General features: G+C 37.3%; 11 protein-coding genes. 4 read left to right on the top strand and 7 right to left on the bottom strand.

Features of this window, described 5'->3' with window-relative positions:
- The 3 genes from JKP34_RS08600 to JKP34_RS08590 are packed head-to-tail and all read right to left on the bottom strand — an operon-like array spanning nucleotide 1 to nucleotide 2,079.
- Nucleotides 1-738: a hypothetical protein gene (locus tag JKP34_RS08600; protein ID WP_201919795.1), complete on the bottom strand. Its 738-nt coding sequence runs from the start codon at nucleotides 736-738 to the stop codon at nucleotides 1-3.
- On the bottom strand, nucleotides 728-1,501 hold the full coding sequence (locus tag JKP34_RS08595) for an LVIVD repeat-containing protein (protein WP_201919793.1): 774 nt from the start codon (nucleotides 1,499-1,501) through the stop codon (nucleotides 728-730). Before JKP34_RS08595 ends, JKP34_RS08600 begins: the two co-directional genes overlap by 11 nt.
- 20 nt (nucleotides 1,502-1,521) lie before the next feature.
- Nucleotides 1,522-2,079, bottom strand: coding sequence for an LVIVD repeat-containing protein (locus JKP34_RS08590; protein ID WP_201919791.1), 558 nt, complete (start codon nucleotides 2,077-2,079; stop codon nucleotides 1,522-1,524).
- A 175-nt stretch (nucleotides 2,080-2,254) separates the two neighbouring features.
- Between JKP34_RS08590 and JKP34_RS08585 the strand changes: the two genes are divergently transcribed.
- The gene (locus tag JKP34_RS08585; protein ID WP_201919789.1) at nucleotides 2,255-4,234 is read left to right on the top strand and encodes a tetratricopeptide repeat protein; all 1,980 of its coding nucleotides are present in this window, start codon (nucleotides 2,255-2,257) and stop codon (nucleotides 4,232-4,234) included.
- 77 nt (nucleotides 4,235-4,311) lie between these two features.
- Here JKP34_RS08585 and JKP34_RS08580 read toward each other — a convergent pair whose 3' ends face one another.
- A complete protein-coding gene (locus JKP34_RS08580; RefSeq protein WP_201919786.1) occupies nucleotides 4,312-11,841 on the bottom strand; it encodes a BspA family leucine-rich repeat surface protein in 7,530 nt (2,509 codons plus the stop codon).
- A gap of 177 nt (nucleotides 11,842-12,018) precedes the next feature.
- Here JKP34_RS08580 and JKP34_RS08575 point away from each other — a divergent pair, with 177 nt between their 5' ends.
- Nucleotides 12,019-13,071 (top strand): endo-1,4-beta-xylanase, encoded by a 1,053-nt coding sequence (locus JKP34_RS08575; protein WP_201919785.1) that lies wholly within the window; start codon nucleotides 12,019-12,021, stop codon nucleotides 13,069-13,071.
- Between the two features lies 1 nt (nucleotide 13,072).
- The gene (locus JKP34_RS08570; RefSeq protein WP_201919783.1) at nucleotides 13,073-13,507 is read left to right on the top strand and encodes a hypothetical protein; all 435 of its coding nucleotides are present in this window, start codon (nucleotides 13,073-13,075) and stop codon (nucleotides 13,505-13,507) included.
- A 30-nt stretch (nucleotides 13,508-13,537) separates the two neighbouring features.
- On the opposite strand, the gene JKP34_RS08565 is transcribed toward JKP34_RS08570, so the two are convergent.
- The gene (locus JKP34_RS08565; protein WP_201919780.1) at nucleotides 13,538-14,602 is read right to left on the bottom strand and encodes an agmatinase family protein; all 1,065 of its coding nucleotides are present in this window, start codon (nucleotides 14,600-14,602) and stop codon (nucleotides 13,538-13,540) included.
- A 5-nt stretch (nucleotides 14,603-14,607) separates the two neighbouring features.
- Nucleotides 14,608-15,105: a SixA phosphatase family protein gene (locus JKP34_RS08560; protein WP_201919779.1), complete on the bottom strand. Its 498-nt coding sequence runs from the start codon at nucleotides 15,103-15,105 to the stop codon at nucleotides 14,608-14,610.
- Between the two features lie 137 nt (nucleotides 15,106-15,242).
- Between JKP34_RS08560 and topA the strand changes: the two genes are divergently transcribed.
- Entirely contained in the window at nucleotides 15,243-17,603 is a 2,361-nt protein-coding gene (gene topA / locus JKP34_RS08555) for a type I DNA topoisomerase (RefSeq protein WP_201919777.1), read from the top strand.
- A 136-nt stretch (nucleotides 17,604-17,739) separates the two neighbouring features.
- On the opposite strand, the gene JKP34_RS08550 is transcribed toward topA, so the two are convergent.
- Nucleotides 17,740-18,519, bottom strand: a complete 780-nt coding sequence (locus JKP34_RS08550; RefSeq protein ID WP_201919775.1) for an XRE family transcriptional regulator — start codon at nucleotides 18,517-18,519, stop codon at nucleotides 17,740-17,742.
- Nucleotides 18,520-18,528: the final 9 nt, after the last annotated feature.

The following is an 18,528-nucleotide window of genomic DNA, read 5'->3' as shown; positions in this document are numbered from 1 at the left end:
TTACTTAATTCTATAGCCTACTTCAAAGCCTATTTTAGCATTGGGTGTTAATCCATCAGGTATTTCTCTTTGATCACCCTCTCTGTTATAGAAACGATCAGGCTCCGGTGAGCCAGGTATATCATTAAAGTTACTGGTATGCCTAAAGCCAATTCCACCAAATACACTGATCATCAAATCATCTAAGTAAAAAACTTTACCCAGTTTAAAGTATGCCCCCGTAACCAAACGCTGGTTCTTAACACCGAACAATCTATAATAGACACAATTCCCGAAATCATCTTGACAAGAATAACCCGCGATAACTTCAGAATTGAATTGTGCATAATATAGGTAGGGCTCAAAGCCCACATAAGTTCTGGAATTTGAAGGGAAATTCGGCAAATTCAGGAAGAGGCGATATTCATAAAAGAGTTGCAAACCGCGCGTATTAGTAACCTCTTCATCTCGGTTCACAATTCTGCCAATTGAAAACAGGTTATCCAATCCATAGATGTATCCTAATCTGGCCTGCCAAAGTCGGTTCTTCGTGGGATGATAAGAATAGCCAAACTGAACGGAATTGTAATTCTCCAGCGGAGAGGTAAGAGAAGCATTGATATAGTCATTACCTATATAGGCCTCTTCCCTATTTTGCAGGCTGTCCATATCCATCAGCTCTAAACCTTCTTGTGCATGAGAAGACACTAAATAGAAAAAGAAAAGAATGGTTGCAAAAGCTACTTTCTTAATTTTCATTGGTAGCAACAATTTGACTCATTTGATAAATGCTATCAATATCTGCATAGTTATACTGGAAAATACCTTTTTCACCTGTAATGATTAACTCTCTTCTTCCGTTAATGCTGATCATATCATTGGCAGGAATGCTATCGTAATAAGCGATTTCCACAGGATCCCTTCTGTTCTTTATATTAAAAACTTTGAAGCCAAATTCACCTTCTCCTACAAACAAGAGTGTATCATTCACAGCCAACCCATGTGGGTTAATCATTTCGATGGTCGTAATGAGACTTGGGTTAGAAAGATTGGTTACATCCACCACTTCCATTCTATCAGGACCCGTGGCACAGGCTGTTCCTGAACGTAGCGTTACATAGGCAATGTTATTTGCCACAACTACAGGGTCGCACGCATAGCTATGCTCAAATAATGACAAATAAGTAGGTGTTGGTCCATTCTCTAAAGAATAGATGTACATGCCTGTTTGAGAACCTAGAAAAAGGAAATTTTCATAAGGGAAAATGGTTTCAATACCCGGCCCTACATTAACTGTTGACAGCACTTGCGGATTGTCAGGCTGGCTGATATCAATGGTTTTTAGAGAGGTTTCATCTACTATGTATAAGTATCCTTTCAAGAAGGTAAACCTGGCGGTAGAGCCTCCTTTTCCTTCACCTCCAAAGTCATCTGAGATATCATCAAAAGATTCACCGCATGAGGTAATAAGTACAAGACTAAAGAGAAAGCAAATAGAGAATATTTTATATAAAGATTTCATAAATAGCAATTTAAAGTTGATTAACGATAGCATTTAGGATTCTGTAAAGTGGTCAATTCCCAACCTACAACCAGCCCTTTGCTGGGATCAGGACATTCAAAATAGCTACCTTCGCTAGGCGGATATTTGCTTCCAAAAGGAAAAACATCTTTGATAGTAGATGCTACCTTTATATTGTTCAAATCACTGATATCAATTGCCAATAAATTAGCTCCCTGGTCAGCATAAAGTAAATTGTCTCGTACAGCAACATCTCCATTTCCGGCAATTTGCAAAAAGCCGATATTATCAGGATTGCTTGGGTCAGAATTATCGAATATGTGAACACCTCTCAGCTGTTCAACTATTAACAGATAATCACCTATTACATATATTTTACCTGCATTTTCCACCTCTTGAGCAGGCAGTGTTTTTACTTCGGCTTCCGCCTCAGTTGCATAAACAGGTCTATAGCCTGTAGTTTCCTCTACATCAAAGTCAGGTACGTTGTTCCAGTCATCACAGGCAAATAAGAGAAAGATAGCAGCCAGGGCGAAGTAATGCGAGAACAGGTGTCGCGAGCGGTTTAACTTCTTCATAAGGTTAAGTTTTTCAGGTGGTTTAATGTACTGCTCAATTGACACCAATCTATAAAAAAAGGTTGTAATGCATGGAGTTAATTCTAGTACTATTCAATTATCTGATATGAGTTTTTCTCTCAACAAATGTCTGAATTCAAAATATTATAGCATATTAGCATCAAGAATAAGATTTATGAGTTCAAGAACCTTCCTTACTTTTCTCCTCTTCTTTACTATTTCAATTAGTGGTGCACTAGGACAACAACAACCACTCGGTAAAGACACAAATGAAGTAATCAGGTTAAATGAGCTTTTTAAAATTCAGCGTACACAAAGTCCTATTCAAGCATTTAGTTTTGCCAAAAATGCTCTTGAATTAGCTCAGCAATTGAATTATGCAAAGGGCGAAGCAACTGCTTACAATAACTTAGGAGTTTATTACAGGCAGAAAGGAGATTATGATGAGGCGCTCAACTATTTCAAATTAGCGCTCAATTTGTGTGACTCCATCAATGAGCGAGAGGGTACTGCCAAGGCATTAAGTAATATCGGCAACATCTATTCCATCAATTCCGATTTTGAGAATGCCCTCTCCTATTACTTAAGAGCTCAGGCTATTTTTGAGGAGATACAACAGCCATACCGCACCATGCAAATCATGAACAATATTGGCAATGTGTATTTGGAAAAAGGACAAGAACTCATTGCCCTTGACTATTACCTGAAGGTATTGGAAAGGTATAAGGTATTTGATGATGAAACTATACCTATGGACCCATACAGCAACATTGGAAAGATTTATTTCAATCGACAGCGTTATGATAGTGCACTCTATTACTTCAGCAAATCCCTCAAGAAAGAACAAACTGCCGATAACAAATTTGGCACTGCCAGCGCCCTTGTTCGAATCGCCCGATTGCAAAATGCCAGAGGTTATTATCAACAAGCCTTAGAGGCCAGTTTGAAAGCTGCAGAAATTGCCGAAACAGTAGATTCCAAACCCATCCTGATGGAATCTTATGCTACACTGGCAGAAGTTTATTTAAGACTGGATGATATCAGAAATTCATACCTCTACATGAATCAATACCACCTGCTAAAGGACAGCCTTTTCAATGAAAATAGTAGAAGAGCTATTGCTGAGTTGGAGAAAAACATTGAGATAGAACAGAAGGAAAAGGAAATATCGCTCCTAAAAAAAGAAGCTGAAATTCGCGTTTTGGAATATAAAAATGGTCAACTCTACGGTTACGGCTCTGTAATTCTGTCTATTTTGTTGACTGCTTTGGCGGTAGTTGTTTATTCCCGCTTTGTACAAAGCAGAAAAGCAAAAAGATTACTGGAAGCCCAAAATAAGGAAATACTCAATAGTAAAAGAACGCTGGAAATTCAGAAGCAAAAACTCGAAAGCTGGAACCAAAACATTACTGATTCCATAGAGTACGCCAAAAGTATCCAGGAAGGGATTATGAGTAAAAACTCCTTTCAGGAGAATATTGAACGTTCATTCGTTTTATTTAAACCAAAAGATATTGTCAGTGGTGACTTTTACTGGTATTCCAGAAAAGAGAACTGTGATATTCTGGCATTAATTGATTGCACAGGTCATGGTGTAGCCGGTGCGTTTATGACTGTTATTGCCAACTCCGCCATGAACCAAATTGTGAATGAACAGGGCATCACCCACCCTTCAGAAATCCTTAAAATAATGGATTTAAAAGTAATGGAAATCCTTAAGCAGAAGGAAGTGACTACCAAAAATCACAGTATGGACATTGCCCTTTGCAAGATTGATTATAAAAAGCAACTCGTTACCTATGCGGGTGCCAGGAGGCCACTATACATCGTTGAAAATGGTGGGTTAACAGAAATAAAAGGGGATAAATTCACTATTGGAGAATACTTCAATACTCCTTACAAAGCATTTGAGTCTACCGAAATACCTTTAAAACCAAGACAAACCTTTTACCTTACCTCCGATGGTTATCCTGATCAGTTTGGCTTTGAAACGCAGAAGAAATACATGACCAAGCGCTTTAAAAACCTATTAGTAACCATAGCAGATAAAAGTATGATAGAGCAGCATAAAAGTCTGGTACTAGAAATGCAACGCTGGCAAGGCGAAATGGAACAAACCGATGATATGTTGGTGGTTGGCTTTGGTGTGGGTTAAGAGAAAAGAAAAAAGCAAAGAAGCAAGCGATAAACTCACTTACTTCTTTGCTCTTAAGTAAAAAACTATTCGTTTTGCTACTTAATCATCATTTTACCACTTACTGCTCCCTGAGTAGCTTGTATTTGATAATGGTAAAGACCAGTAGGTAATCCCTTTCTTTCAAATTTTATAGATTGCTCACCTGAAGCTCGGTTATCAAAAGACTGTTGCCTTACTAACTGACCTTTCACATCATAAACCAATAGATCGAACGAATTACCTTCGGTAAGACTAAAGCTTAAAGTAGTATATTCAGAAAATGGATTAGGATAGTTAGCCAGATTAGTCGCCAACTGTTTATCTTTCGCTGCCAATATGGATTGAGTAGCAAAAGACCATTTTATTTCATCGTTCACTTTACCTGATGCGCTCACTAAGGTGTTTTCAGGAATAGTGACTTCATAAGTGTTAAAGCCTAATCCATTATGAATGATGCGCAGTGTTAAGCTATCAGCCACTACGTCATTTATGGTATGTGAATTACCTGAAACATCGCTTAATTCGATATTACCAAAATCAATCTCTTCAAAGGTTTGATCAAAAGTCAGGTAGATTTCAGTATCCTTTTCAACATGAGTTGCCTCAGCCACAGGGAAAGTTTCTTCTAATACTAAACTGCATTGAACATCATCTATAATTCCCCAGCCAAAGTCATCAATCAGTTGTTGTCTGTATTCGTCAGAGGCACAATAAATGAGACCTTCAGCACTCAAAGCTATATCAGAAGGAACATTAGCATTAGTGGCCCAGCCTTCCAGACTGGCATCATAGTTTTGTACTGATAAACCTGAATTAGTTAAGAATTCAAACAAGCTGCCCGCATTGGATAAATTCCAGTCACCTAGATCTTGATCAAATGATGTAGCCTCATAAAACATGCCTGAGATGTCTGTAACATTTGCGGTATTCCAAGAGCTAATATCCTGATTGAAAGCTTTCGCTTCACGGAACATTTCTGTCATATTGGTCACACTGCTTACATCCCAATTGGAAATATCCGAATTGACTGAGTCAGCACTGTAGAACATCCCCCACATATTATTCACATTCGAAACGTCCCAACTGCTAATATCTTCTTGAAAGGAGTCAGCATCCCAGAACATAAAATCCATATCTGTTACATTAGCTGTATTCCAGTCCGTAAGGTCTTGATTAAAGGCTGTAGCACTGGCGAACATGCGGCTCATTTTAGTAGCATTGCTCACATCCCAAGTGCTTAAGTCTTGATTGAAAGAAGAAGCTCCATGGAAAAGATCTGATATATTTAAGACACTGCTCACATTCCAATGGCTAATGTCTTGATTCATAGATTTTGCATTATAAAACATGCGTGACATATCGGTCACCTGAGATAAGTCAGGTGCATCAGTAGCGGTAATTGAGAGGTTTTCGCATCCTGCAAAAGCTCCATTGAAGTTAGTCCACTGGATATCACCCCAGTTTTGTATTTCAGTGATTTTTAATTTATCGCCTAGATCAGAGAAATGAATTCTATTAACACCATCGATTATTTTTATTCTGTATTCACCAGATTGAGGAAGATTGAGCGTATGATAAGATCCATCCGAAATCTCCAAACCATAAAGATCAATATCATTAATATCTTCCCAATAAATTAAACTCTCTCCCCCACTAATAGGAATAATAATTTGATCTGATTGGCTTTGGCCTTCATTAACGGAATTCCATTTTGATGTAAAAGCTGATTCACAGTTTTCCGAATCGTAAGAAATAGTCCACCCTTTCTGGTTAATCAAATAATCTCTTGCTCTTTTACTGAAACAATATTCCAATCCCGAAGCTCCTAGCTCCACATTAGTTTGAAGACTATCTAATTGAGCCCAAGCCATTAAGGTTTGATCATATGCCTTACTACTTAGTCCACTCCCAGATAGCATACTAATCATACTTGTAGCATTCGAAACATCCCAATTACCTAGATCATTATTGAAACTAGAAGCACTGCGAAACACATAGGAAAAATCTGAAATGTTTGAAACATCCCAGTTATTTATGTTAGCATTAAATTTATCCGCATCATAGAACATGTATGCAATAGAATTAATTAAGCTTAAATCAGGAGTATCTGTTGCACTATATGTTAAGCTATCACATCTATAGAAAGCATATTCCAAAGATTCCCACTGGATTTCTCCCCATTGTTTAATCGCTAAAAGCTTATTTCTATCGTAATTTCCATTTACATTATTATAAAACTTAAACCCTCTTAAATCTCCTCTAACTTGTAATTCATATATTCCTGGATGTGGAAAAGTAATCTGTTCAAAACCTCTTGCATTGATGAGACCAGTATTAGTGGGGTTATCGACCTCCATCCATTGAATGCTGTACCGACCTGCATGGTATCCAGGAAAAATGATTTGGTTATCTTCTGAATCACCTGGGTTATCCGTTTTCCAAATTGTGATGAAAGGCTCAGAACATAGGTAGGCATCTCCTATAAAACTCCAAGCTTTAGATTCCTTTAAAAAATTTCTTGCACTGTCATTGCAAAATCCTAAGTTTTGTACTCCCAACATAATAGAGTCGGGTGCTGTTTCTAATGCTGCCCACCCGACTAAGGTTAAATCATAATTTTCTTTACTCAATCCAGTATAGGAAAGCATATCAAACATATCCGAAGCACTAGCTATATTCCAATTATTCAAAGGTCTATTAAAAGCCTCAGCTCCTAAACAAAAATCATGGAAGTTAGCAACCTGTGAAACATTCCAGTCTGAAATATTCCCATTAAATTTCACCGCTCCTTCAAACATACCATTCATTTGTGTAGCACTAGAGACATCCCAATTATTTAAATTCTGATTGAAAGAGCTAGCGTTGCGGAACATTTGGTTGAAATTTTTCACCGTAGAAACATCCCAATTACTTATGTCTCCATTAAATAGGTAAGTATCTTCAAACATACCATACAATGAAGTAATCTCATCCAAATTTGGAATATCTGTGGCATTATATTGTAAACTATCACAATCTTTGAAGGCTTTTATCAAAGAAGTCCACTGAATGTCACCCCATTGATCAACTGAAATCAATTTATTTTTATCCTCAATCGCTCCATTTGAGTACCGTATTTGATCAATCTTCCCTGAAATTTTAATTTGGTAGATTCCTGGAGAGTCGAAGGTTAAGAGTGGATAACCTTCACTCAATATACTGTCCCCTTTATTATCACTGTTTCCAATCTCTTCCCATGTGATTCTATAAAGTTCATTATAAATAGGACTAGCGATTGGTAAAATTATAGTTGTGTCAGCTTCATTATTTGCATTTCGCGTATCCCAGGTAGTAATAAAAGGTCTTCCACATGTTTCCTGATCACCTATAAAAGTCCAATTTTTACTACTAATTAAACTATCTCTTGCTGGTGCAATACAAAACTCTAGTCCTTCAACGCCTATGGTAATATTGCTTTTAGTCCAGTAATCATCGAACCATCTAAACAATGTTTCTTCATAATTTTCTTCAGATACTGCAGTACCATCTAACATGCCGTGCATATCATTTATGGTACGAATATCCCATCTAGCCATGTTTGCATCAAACTCGGTGGCTCCAGCAAATGTGTAATTTAAGCTATTTATGTAATCTAAATTAGGATAATCAGTTGCTTTATAAGTCATATTTGAACATCCCATAAAGGCAGAATCTAAATTTAGCCAGTAAATGTCACCCCAACTCTCCAAAGCTGTTAATTTCAGCTTATCACCTTTATCAGCAAAATTGATTCTCTCAATATCACCGGTAATCTTTACTCTGAAACTTCCTGGATAAGGTAAATCTAGCAAAACGGCATTGCTAGTGGTGTCTATGCCTTTCATATTAGGATCATTGACATCTTCCCATTCTAAAATGAAAGGTCCCCCTGAAGTAGGTAGTTGTAATTGATTATCGGCACTAACTCCAGGGCTTTCAGTATTAAAAACTGCTGTAAAAGGTTCTCCGCAGAAATATTCATCATTGGTAATAGACCAACCTTTATTATTTATTAAGAAGTCTCTTCCTTCGGTGATGCAATATTTCATTCCCTCTGCACTCATCTCGACATCATTAGGCACATTGGTTTGTTGAGCCCATGCGTTTAAGGTTTCTTGATAATTGGATCTTAGATATGAAGTTGGAAAAATTCGGTTCATCGTTTTGGCGCTATCGATTGACCAATCAGACAACGGATGGTTATAGCCTGAACCATAAAACATGCTATTGAAATTTTCGACTTTAGAAACATCCCAACTGCCTAGGTCCTGATTGAATGAGGTGGCTCCAGCAAACATACCTGCCAAACTATTTGCCGAAGATACATCCCAATTGCTGATATCACGATTGAAATTACCACAACCGATAAACATACTGCTAAAATCATTAGTCGCAGATACATTCCAATTACTGATGTCACCATTGAATGACCTTGCCCTATAGAACATTCTTTTCATATCCGTCACATTAGAAACATCCCAGCTATTGAGTTCTTGATTAAATGAATTGGCTCTTTCAAACATTGCAATCATAGAGATGACATTAGAAACATTCCATTCTGATATGTCTTTGTTAAAGCTTACCGCATTGTAAAACATTCGCCCCATATCAGTGATATTTGAGACATTCCAATTTCCAATTTCGCTATTGAAGGAAGAAGCACTATTAAACATTGAAGTCATATCAGTAACATTGGATACATCCCAGTTATTCAAATTTTGATCAAATGAGGAAGCATCAGCGAACATTCTGGACATATTTATTACATTAGAGACATTCCAATTTCCAATTTCTCCATTGAAAGCAGTAGCTCCTTCAAACATAGAATTAAGGTCATGAGCATTTTGAAGATTCCAAGAATTTAAGTCTTGATTAAATGAAATAGCATCCTCAAACATATTTCGGATATTAGTTACATTCGAAACATCCCAATTCCCAATACTTCCATTAAAAGATGACGCATCTCTAAACATTGCATACATGTTTGATACATTTGATACATCCCAGCTGTTAAGATTTTGATTAAATGATGAAGCGCCTGAGAACATGGCATTCATATAAGCTACCTTGCTTACGTTCCAATCACTTATGTCAATATTAAATGAAGTGGCTCCTGCAAACATCCCACTCATATTGGTAACATTAGAAACATCCCATTTCGATATATCTTTGTTAAAACTTACCGCATCATAAAACATTCGCCCCATATCAGTGATATTTGAGACATCCCAGTTTTCTATCTCCCCATTCAAAGACACGTCTCGAAACATTTGATACAAGCTATTCACTCTGCTAAAGTTAGGTTCGTCAGTAGCAGTTATTTGTAAATTTTTACAACCATAAAATGCTGATTTATAACTCTTCCAAGCTATATCACCCCATTTAGATATTTCTACAATTTTGTTTTTATCTCTTGAGTTATTAAATGCGATACCAGCAAAATCGCCACTTATTTTAACTCTGTAAGTACCTATACTCGGAAATGTAATGGTTCCGAATTGTACAGCACTTCCTGTTCCGTTATTTTCAACTTCATTCCCAACTTCTTCCCACTCAATAAGATAATTTGCATCATGTCCATTATAGACTCCAGGTATTTCAATTTGATTATCATTGGAGATACCTACATTATCTGTTTTCCAAATGCTTACAAACTGATTTGAACAATCTTTAACATCACCTGTAAAATCCCAGTTCTTATTGTTAATAAGTGTTTCACGCCCCTTTTTATAACAATACCTAAGACCTTCAACCCCTAAAGTAATATTTGATGGTAGTCCAGCATTTTGACTCCATTCATTTAACATTAAAACATACTTTATAATCGAAAGACCTGAATTATCTAGCATTCCCTCCATATTTGTTGCTGATACAAGATTCCATGCAGCTAAATTTCGATTAAAATTTGTCGCTCCATTAAACATATTTGTAAAGGTTGCAACGCTAGAAACATCCCAATTCTCTAGATTTGCATTAAATTGAGTCGCACCTGCAAATATGCCTTCCATTGTTGAAACTTCTCCCGTGCTCCAAAGTGATAAAGATTTCCCTTTTATTGGTGTGTCTCTAAAAGCAAAATTCAAATTAGTTACTGAGTTTAGGTTTGGCTTATTAACTGCAGTCACCTCTAGGTTTTGGCAGCCATAGAAGGCACTTTCCAAAGACTGCCAATTTAAATTACCCCAACTTTCTATAGAAATTATTTTGTTTTTATCGCCACTATTTGCAAATCGAATACTTTTAAAATCACCAGAAATTTTAACTCTGTAATCTCCAGGGTTTGGAAAGGTTAAGGTATGATCATCATTTCCAATTTCACTTCCATTATTGCTCAGATTTCCAATCTGCTCCCACTCTATCAGGTAATCTGTACCTACTCCAGGAATTGTGATTTGATTTGAATTACTCACTCCAGCTAAATCAGTTTTCCATCTGGTAACAAAATACTGATTCAAACAATAACGATCTCCAGTTATTGACCAGCCAAAATCATTAACCAATTTTGATCGCGCATCTATTGCTTCACAAAAGGTTAAATTTACTGATACTTCACCTAAATCAATATTTTCAGGGATAAAGTCATTATTTGCCCATCCCAACAGCGTATTATCATAATTGATATTACTTATATTACTAGATCGAAATATATCCATCATATTCTCAATGTTGGACAATTCCCAGGCACCCAATTGCTGATCGAAATTGCTAGCACTAAAGAACATCTCGCTCATATCCCTCACTTTAGATACATCCCAGATTTGAATATACTGGTTAAAGGAGTCAGCTCCCCAAAACATTCCTGACATGTTTTCAACATTCGATACGTTCCAGTTTCCTAAATACTGATTAAAACTCTCGGCCCTAAAAAACATGTCTCTCATGGAGGTAACACTAGATACATCCCAGAGACCAATATCTTGGTTAAAACTTCTTGCTAAATGAAACATACCAGACATACTTTTAACATTAGAAACATCCCATGAACTAATGTCTTGGTTGTAAAGCACTGCACCATAAAACAGATCATCCATGAATTCTATATTAGAAACATCCCAAGTGCTTAGGTCTCCGTTAAACATGCTAGCTCCACGGAACATGCCACCTATATCCGTTACATTTGTTAAAACTGGAGCATCAATAGCTGAATACTCTAAGTTTTTACAACCGAAGAAAGCTTTGGAGAATGTAGCCCACTCAATATCTCCCCATTGCTCAATTTCAATAAGTTTAGCTGCATCAGTAGTTTCTTCGAACTTATAAAACTCAATTCTATGAAAGGCTCCACTAATCATCACCCGATAAGTACCCGCACTAGGGAAAGTAACAGTATGCTCATCAGTACCAGTCTCGCTGCCACTATTACTAGCTTCATTGCCAACTTCCTCCCATTCTATTAAATAATCTGTACCTGTACCAGGTATGGTAATCTGGTTGTCCTCGCTTGTACCAGGGTTATCAGTTTGCCAAACCGTAATGAAAGGACGGTCTTGCGCATTAGCTACTGTAGCAATAACTAGAAAACTGGTAATGAATAAAAAACTTTTAATTTGTAGTAAACAATTTCTCATATAAAGTGGTCAAAATTGAAAAAGCTATGCTATACAGCATACCCAATAAATGGCAAAAGTAAGCTATCTTGTATATATTCCAAAAGTTCTTCGATAGATACCAGGTATTAGTTGACCACAAGATTATGAACTCGATAAATAATTTATTAGAATTGCCTCTTCAGTTATCTAATCATTTTGAATAAGAACTTTAAAAGTTTACTTTTTATTCTCTTTAGCTTCCTTTTCATTAGCTGCCAACCAGAACCTGTTGAAGTCTGCGCTATTGAAAACCAGTCACTCTATCAGCATTATGATTTTCCTGTTGGCGTTGCTATTGAGCCTTATCAAACCGCTTTTTTCAACGAAAATGAACCTATTATACGAACTCAATTCGATCGTTTAACTGCATCAAATAGATTTAAAGCTGATTTCATCCATCCAGAAGAAAATACATTCTTTTGGACACAGGCTGATTTAATTATTGAATATGCAGAAGCTAATAATAAGTCGGTGCACGGCCACACCCTGATTTGGCATGAGCAACTTCCTACTTGGATGGAGAATTTTAAAGGAAATAGAAATGAATGGGAAGAAATGATGAAAAAACACATTACTACCATTGCAAGTAGATATAAGGGCAAAGTAAAGGCCTGGGACGTGGTAAATGAAGCTTTTCTGGAGGATGGCACTTTAAGACCCAACATCTGGTATAAAAATATGGGAAGCAGCTACATAGAAAAAGCCTTTCAATATGCACACGAAGCTGATCCGGGTGCTCTATTGTTTTATAATGACTTTAACCTCGCCTTAAGACCTGCTAAACGTAAAGCCGCATTAGATTTAATGAAGCAGCTTAAATTTAAAGGTTTACCGATACACGGAATTGGTATGCAAAGTCATATTGCCATTAGTTATCCATCGGAGTTGGATTTAGCATTGGCCATGAAGGAGATAACAGATGCAGGCTTTAAACTTCATATATCAGAATTGGATGTGGCCGTAAATGGTAATAGTTCAAGTAGCTTTAAGCTCAATTCAGAGCTTCTTCAAAGGCAAGCAAAACGATATAAATTCGTTTTTGAAAATTATTCAAAACTGGAAAAGCAATACCAATATGGTATTACCATCTGGGGAATAAATGATGGGGAATCATGGATTCCTGGTTATTTTAACAGAGAGGACTACCCCCTACTTTTTGATGAAACATTCAGCCCAAAACCTGCCTATTGTGCACTTATAAATAATTAACATGAAGCAAATACTATTAACCTTAATAATTGTAGTTTTCATAAGCCAACTTAAGGCGCAAGTAGCAGTAAGTTACATGCCTTTTCAGTCGGTGTTTTCCATAAGCTCAAACAGAGAGAATAACATTTGGCTTGATGTACGAGCTGAAACTAACTCCTTTATAGCCAATACTAATTTAGGAACTAACCTGGCCTATAATTTCAAAAAAACAGACAAAGCTAATTTTTATGGCGGCCTTGGTGTTAACTATAATCCATTCAATGGTTACCAAAACACGGGCATTATAAATGGTTACAATATTAAAATAGGAAGTCAAATAAAAGCTTTTGAGAAGCTACCAAAAGCTTTTATCCAATTTGAAATTTCTCCTTATATAAATCGCTATTTTGATTCAGCCAGGATACGAACATATCTGGGATTAGGCTATAATTTCTAAAATTAGTGGCCTATACTTTTACTCTATCTTCTAGTATTCACTCCACTCTAACTTATCGTTAGAAACCCCCATTAAATTGCAAAGTTTGTAAAGCATCCTTGCGCCCACATTACCATTCCAATCACTTTCACCGGGTGCTACTTCATTTAAATCGAAACCTATAATTTCTCTTCCGCTCTTTACTAGTTTTTGAAGTAGGTAAGTAGCCTCAGCAAATTTCAACCCGCCTGGTACTGGCGTACCCGTATTAGGACATAACTCAGGATTTAAGCCATCAATATCAAAACTGATATAAACTTTTTGAGGTAATTCACTTATAATCCTATCTGTAATAATATTCCACGATTCCCCATCAAATATGCCGTGCTTAACATCTTCATCATAAAAGACAGTCACTCTATCACTATGACGCTCCGCATATTTATATTCTTCCTCACAGAAATCTCTTATACCCACCTGAACCAACTTCTCAATCTGTGGTAGCTTCATAAAATTATAGCTAATTGAAGCGTGTGAATATTCAAAATCTTCATAGGCCTTTCGCAAATCCATATGAGCATCAATTTGAAGTACCCCGAAGGAGTCGTATTTCTCAGCAAGTGCTTGAATAAATCCTAAAGGCGTACTATGGTCTCCACCTACAAGACCTACCAACTTACCTTTTTTCAGTTGGGCGCTAGCCTCGCTCTTTACTACTTGAACCATCTCTGCGCAGGCCTTATTAATTTTCTTCAAAATATCTTTGGCCATACTGCTTTCTGCTTCCTCTTTCTCCAACAACTGAATGTATTGCTCAGCAAGGGTTCTATATTCCTCACTCTTTTCCTCTAAACCCTTTGCAGTATCCAGATAGGCAATACCCATTTTCCAAGCATCCTTAACATCCTTTTGAAATAAATCAACCTGGCTTGAAGCTTCTAAAATATGCTCCGGACCTTTAGCAGTACCGGCAGCATAAGAAACAGTAACTTCCCAGGGTACCGGAATTAGTACTAAATCAGCTGTTTCTTCATCAAAAGGAAGGGCAAAAATATTTCCACTTGTTCCCAGCCCATTAGGATCAAAATCGGCTATTAACTTTTCTTTGTTACTCATAAAATTTAACTAATGTCTTTTGGTGCGATGTAGTCTATAAAATCGCAGTTCTTTTCGGACACCTCCTGCCATGAGGTAAAAGGCACTTGAATATGAACTATTCCGGCAGTTTGCACATGCCCTATTTCAGCACCTGTTACATATTCCGAAAGGTAACTAATTGATGGATTATGTCCTACTATAAAAGCAGAACGCATTTCCGCAGGTATTTCAGTAATTACCTTTAATAAAATTCTGGCTGACGCTTCATATATCTCCTCCGATGACTCAATATGATCAGGATCTACCCCTAATTGTTCATTCAAGCGCTCAACAGTCTCTGTTGTTCTTTTAGAAAAGCTGTGTACAATAATATCAGGATGTATCCCTTTTTCCTTAAACCAAACACCAATTTTGGAAGCGTCTTGATAACCCTTAGAGGTGAGTTGTCGTTCTACATCTTTCTTATCGGCAGTGTGCTCTTCGGCCTGCGCATGTCGGATCAAATAAAGATTTTTAACCATTTGAATTTTGAGCAGTTTAAAGTAAAGCTAAAACTATTAGATCAACTATTTAAAGAAATTAGTAAAAACCTAAATTCTTTTTTTCTAAAAATTTTTAATGATATTTGAAACTTCCTTAGTAAAACCCATAACACACTATGTCTAAAAATTTAGTAATTGTAGAGTCACCAGCCAAAGCCAAAACCATTGAAGGTTATCTCGGAAAAGATTATAAAGTGCTTTCCAGCTACGGCCACGTGCGCGACCTGCAAAAAGGAAACAATGCGATAGATGTGAAAAATGGCTTTAAGCCGATCTATGAAATTACTAAGGACAAGAAAGATGTGGTTAAGGCATTAAATAAGGAATCAAAGGCGGCAGAAATGATCTACCTCGCAACGGATGATGACCGTGAGGGAGAAGCCATTTCATGGCATTTAAAAGAAGCCTTAAAGCTTGATGATTCTAAAATAAAAAGAATTGTATTTCGTGAAATCACTAAAAGTGCTATTCAGAATGCCATCAATAATCCCCGTGGAATAGACAATGACCTGGTAAATGCACAGCAAGCAAGAAGAATATTAGATAGATTAGTTGGTTTTGAACTCTCCCCTATCCTTTGGAAAAAAATTAAAACCGGCCTTTCAGCTGGTAGAGTGCAATCTGTTGCCGTTAGAATAATTGTTGACAGAGAAAGAGAGATAGAAAGTTTTGAGGCCAAGTCTTTTTATAAAGTTCAGGCTATCTTCGAGGTTGAAGGCGGCAAAACCCTAAAAGCTGAATTACCAGGCCGATTTAATACCGAAGAAGAAGCTCAGGCATTTCTGGAAAAATGTCTCGATGCCGAATATACTATCGGTAAATTAGAGAAAAAGCCGGGGAAAAAATCACCCGCACCACCATTTACTACTTCAACGTTACAGCAGGAGGCTTCAAGAAAATTAGGGTTTTCAGTAGCCCAAACCATGAGTTTAGCGCAACGCTTGTACGAAGCTGGTAAAATCTCTTATATGAGAACAGATTCGTTGAATCTTTCTGATGATGCTATCAAAAGTGCTACATCAACCATCAGCTCCGACTTCGGTGATGACTTTGTACAAACCAGAAAATTTAAAACTAAATCGGCTGGTGCTCAGGAAGCTCACGAAGCCATTAGGCCTACAAATTTTGCTACCAAAGAAGCTGGTTCTGATTATAATGAAACACGACTTTATGAGTTGATTTGGAAAAGGGCTATTGCCTCGCAGATGTCAGATGCGCAAATTGAAAAAACCAATGTAAGCATTAATATATCCACCGCTGATGAAACTTTTAGCGCCAGTGGTGAAGTAATCAAGTTCGAAGGATTCCTTAAGGTATATATTGAATCTGTTGATGAAGACGAAGAACAGGACAGTAGTGTAACCAAAGGAATGCTACCTCCATTGCAAATGGGACAGAGCCTTGGCCTAAATGAAATGCATGCCCGTGAAGGTTTCACAAGAGCACCTGCCCGCTATAATGAGGCAACGCTTGTAAAAAAATTGGAAGAGATGGGTATCGGTAGACCTTCTACCTATGCACCAACCATTTCAACTATCCAGAAAAGAGGTTATGTAATCAAAGAGTTCAGAGAAGGTAAAGAAAGAAATTATACGGAGCTTGTACTTGAGAAGGGTAAAATAGAGAAGCACAACAAAACAGAAATAACCGGTACTGAGAAGAATAAGCTATTCCCTAGTAATATTGCTATGGTAGTAAATGACTTTTTGGTTGAACATTTTCCTAATGTTACTGATTTCAATTTCACTGCTCGCGTTGAGAAGGAATTTGATGAAATAGCCAAAGGACTAAAAGAGTGGAATAATATGATCGACCAGTTTTATGGTGATTTCCATTCTAAAGTGGATGAAGCGGAGAGCCTTGAAAGAAAAGAAATTAAATCATCGAGAGAACTAGGTACTGACCCTAAAACGGGCAAGCCTGTAATTGTGCGTTTAGGTAAATTTGGACCGTTGGCACAAATTGGAGAAACGCCTACTGAAGATGACGAGAACGCTGAAAAACCTCAATTCGCCAGTTTAAGAAAAGGGCAGTTTATTGAGAGTATTACCTTAGAAGAAGCATTAGAACTTTTCAAATTACCACGTGACGTTGGTATGTTTGAAGATAAAAAAGTAGTGGCTGCTATTGGTAGATTCGGGCCTTACATAAGGCATGACGGCAAGTTTGTCTCTATTCCTAAAGGTGAAGATCCGCTTGAAATTAATGAAGCCAGAGCAATTGAACTGATTGAGGCAAAGCGTAAAGCTGATGCAGAGAAATTCATTAAAGGATTTGATGAAGACCCTGATATGCAAATACTAAATGGCCGTTGGGGACCATACATCAAAGCGGGTAAGAAGAATGTAAAAATCCCTAAAGATAAGGAGCCTAAAGATTTAACATACGAAGAATGTGTTGCGCTTGCTGAAGCCACTCCTGATAAAAAAGGAAGAGGCGGAGCTAAGAAAAAAGCTGCTCCTAAAAAGAAAAAATAGTTGATAGCTTCGAGTCTCGAGCCTTGAGCCTCGGACTTCCTTTAATAATAAATTAATTAACTGTAGAGTAAATTTTTTGGATTTGAGAGAATGAAACTTACTCGAGGCTAGTTACTCGCAGCTCGAGGCTCTTAAACTATTTTCTTAATTTAGTAATCTCTTCTTTAATACTCAACACCATATCTGTGAGTTCTTGCATGCTCAATGTACTCTGGATACGGCTGTTACCTTCAGGAAATTGCGTGCTAATAAAAGCCTTTGCTTCCCACACTTCCATCACACTATCAGCAGGAATTTCATAGGGAGAATAAACGGTATTGTCACTCACTAAATAGAGTAAGCCTTTTTCCTCCACATAGTTGAATACACGCTTATATACAACACCTTCTTGCTCACTTACTACAATGTAGGATTGTCCGTTTTTAATGTCTTTTACATCTTCCACATACTGGCCGATGATGACAGTGCCGGGCAAAATTGGTAGCATAGAATCACCTGAAATCTCAAATGCCCTGTAAGTACCACTTGTAGGCAACATGGGCAAACGGAATTTGGGTAGTTCCTGAATGTATTCAGGGTCAGCATAGCCGTTTGTATAACCGGCTGATGCTTTTTGAGGCACTAATTCAATGTTTTCATTGTCTTGCTCATCCACCGTGATAGCAAGAATCTTAGCTGGCTTCTTTTTGATAGATTTATTGGTGCTCAAATCTGTGGTAAGCATTTCATCAGCAGTTACTTCAAAGAGGTCTGCTAATTTAAGCAATGTGTTAAGTCGCGGATCTGCTCTACCCTCTTCATAAGAGCCAATAAGTGGTCTTTTAATTTCTAACTGGTCGGCCAAATCTTGCTGAGTCCAGCCTTTTTGCTTTCTGAGGAATTTGATATTGCTACTAACGAGGTGCACTGAATCCATAGGGTTGAT

This window comes from Marivirga atlantica, from assembly GCF_016734805.1.
GTDB classification, from domain to species: domain Bacteria; phylum Bacteroidota; class Bacteroidia; order Cytophagales; family Cyclobacteriaceae; genus Marivirga; species Marivirga atlantica.
This window is presented reverse-complemented; position numbering and strand designations above follow the sequence as displayed.

What these genes read in the sequence shown, in the direction of transcription:
- JKP34_RS08550 (WP_201919775.1), bottom strand. Translation starts at nt 18,519, where the DNA reads ATGGATTCAGTGCACCTCGTTAGTAGCAATATCAAATTCCTCAGAAAG.
- JKP34_RS08565 (WP_201919780.1), bottom strand. Translation starts at nt 14,602, where the DNA reads ATGAGTAACAAAGAAAAGTTAATAGCCGATTTTGATCCTAATGGGCTG.
- JKP34_RS08600 (WP_201919795.1), bottom strand. Translation starts at nt 738, where the DNA reads ATGAAAATTAAGAAAGTAGCTTTTGCAACCATTCTTTTCTTTTTCTAT.
- JKP34_RS08590 (WP_201919791.1), bottom strand. Translation starts at nt 2,079, where the DNA reads ATGAAGAAGTTAAACCGCTCGCGACACCTGTTCTCGCATTACTTCGCC.
- JKP34_RS08580 (WP_201919786.1), bottom strand. Translation starts at nt 11,841, where the DNA reads ATGAGAAATTGTTTACTACAAATTAAAAGTTTTTTATTCATTACCAGT.
- JKP34_RS08570 (WP_201919783.1), top strand. Translation starts at nt 13,073, where the DNA reads ATGAAGCAAATACTATTAACCTTAATAATTGTAGTTTTCATAAGCCAA.
- JKP34_RS08595 (WP_201919793.1), bottom strand. Translation starts at nt 1,501, where the DNA reads ATGAAATCTTTATATAAAATATTCTCTATTTGCTTTCTCTTTAGTCTT.
- JKP34_RS08585 (WP_201919789.1), top strand. Translation starts at nt 2,255, where the DNA reads ATGAGTTCAAGAACCTTCCTTACTTTTCTCCTCTTCTTTACTATTTCA.
- topA (WP_201919777.1), top strand. Translation starts at nt 15,243, where the DNA reads ATGTCTAAAAATTTAGTAATTGTAGAGTCACCAGCCAAAGCCAAAACC.
- JKP34_RS08560 (WP_201919779.1), bottom strand. Translation starts at nt 15,105, where the DNA reads ATGGTTAAAAATCTTTATTTGATCCGACATGCGCAGGCCGAAGAGCAC.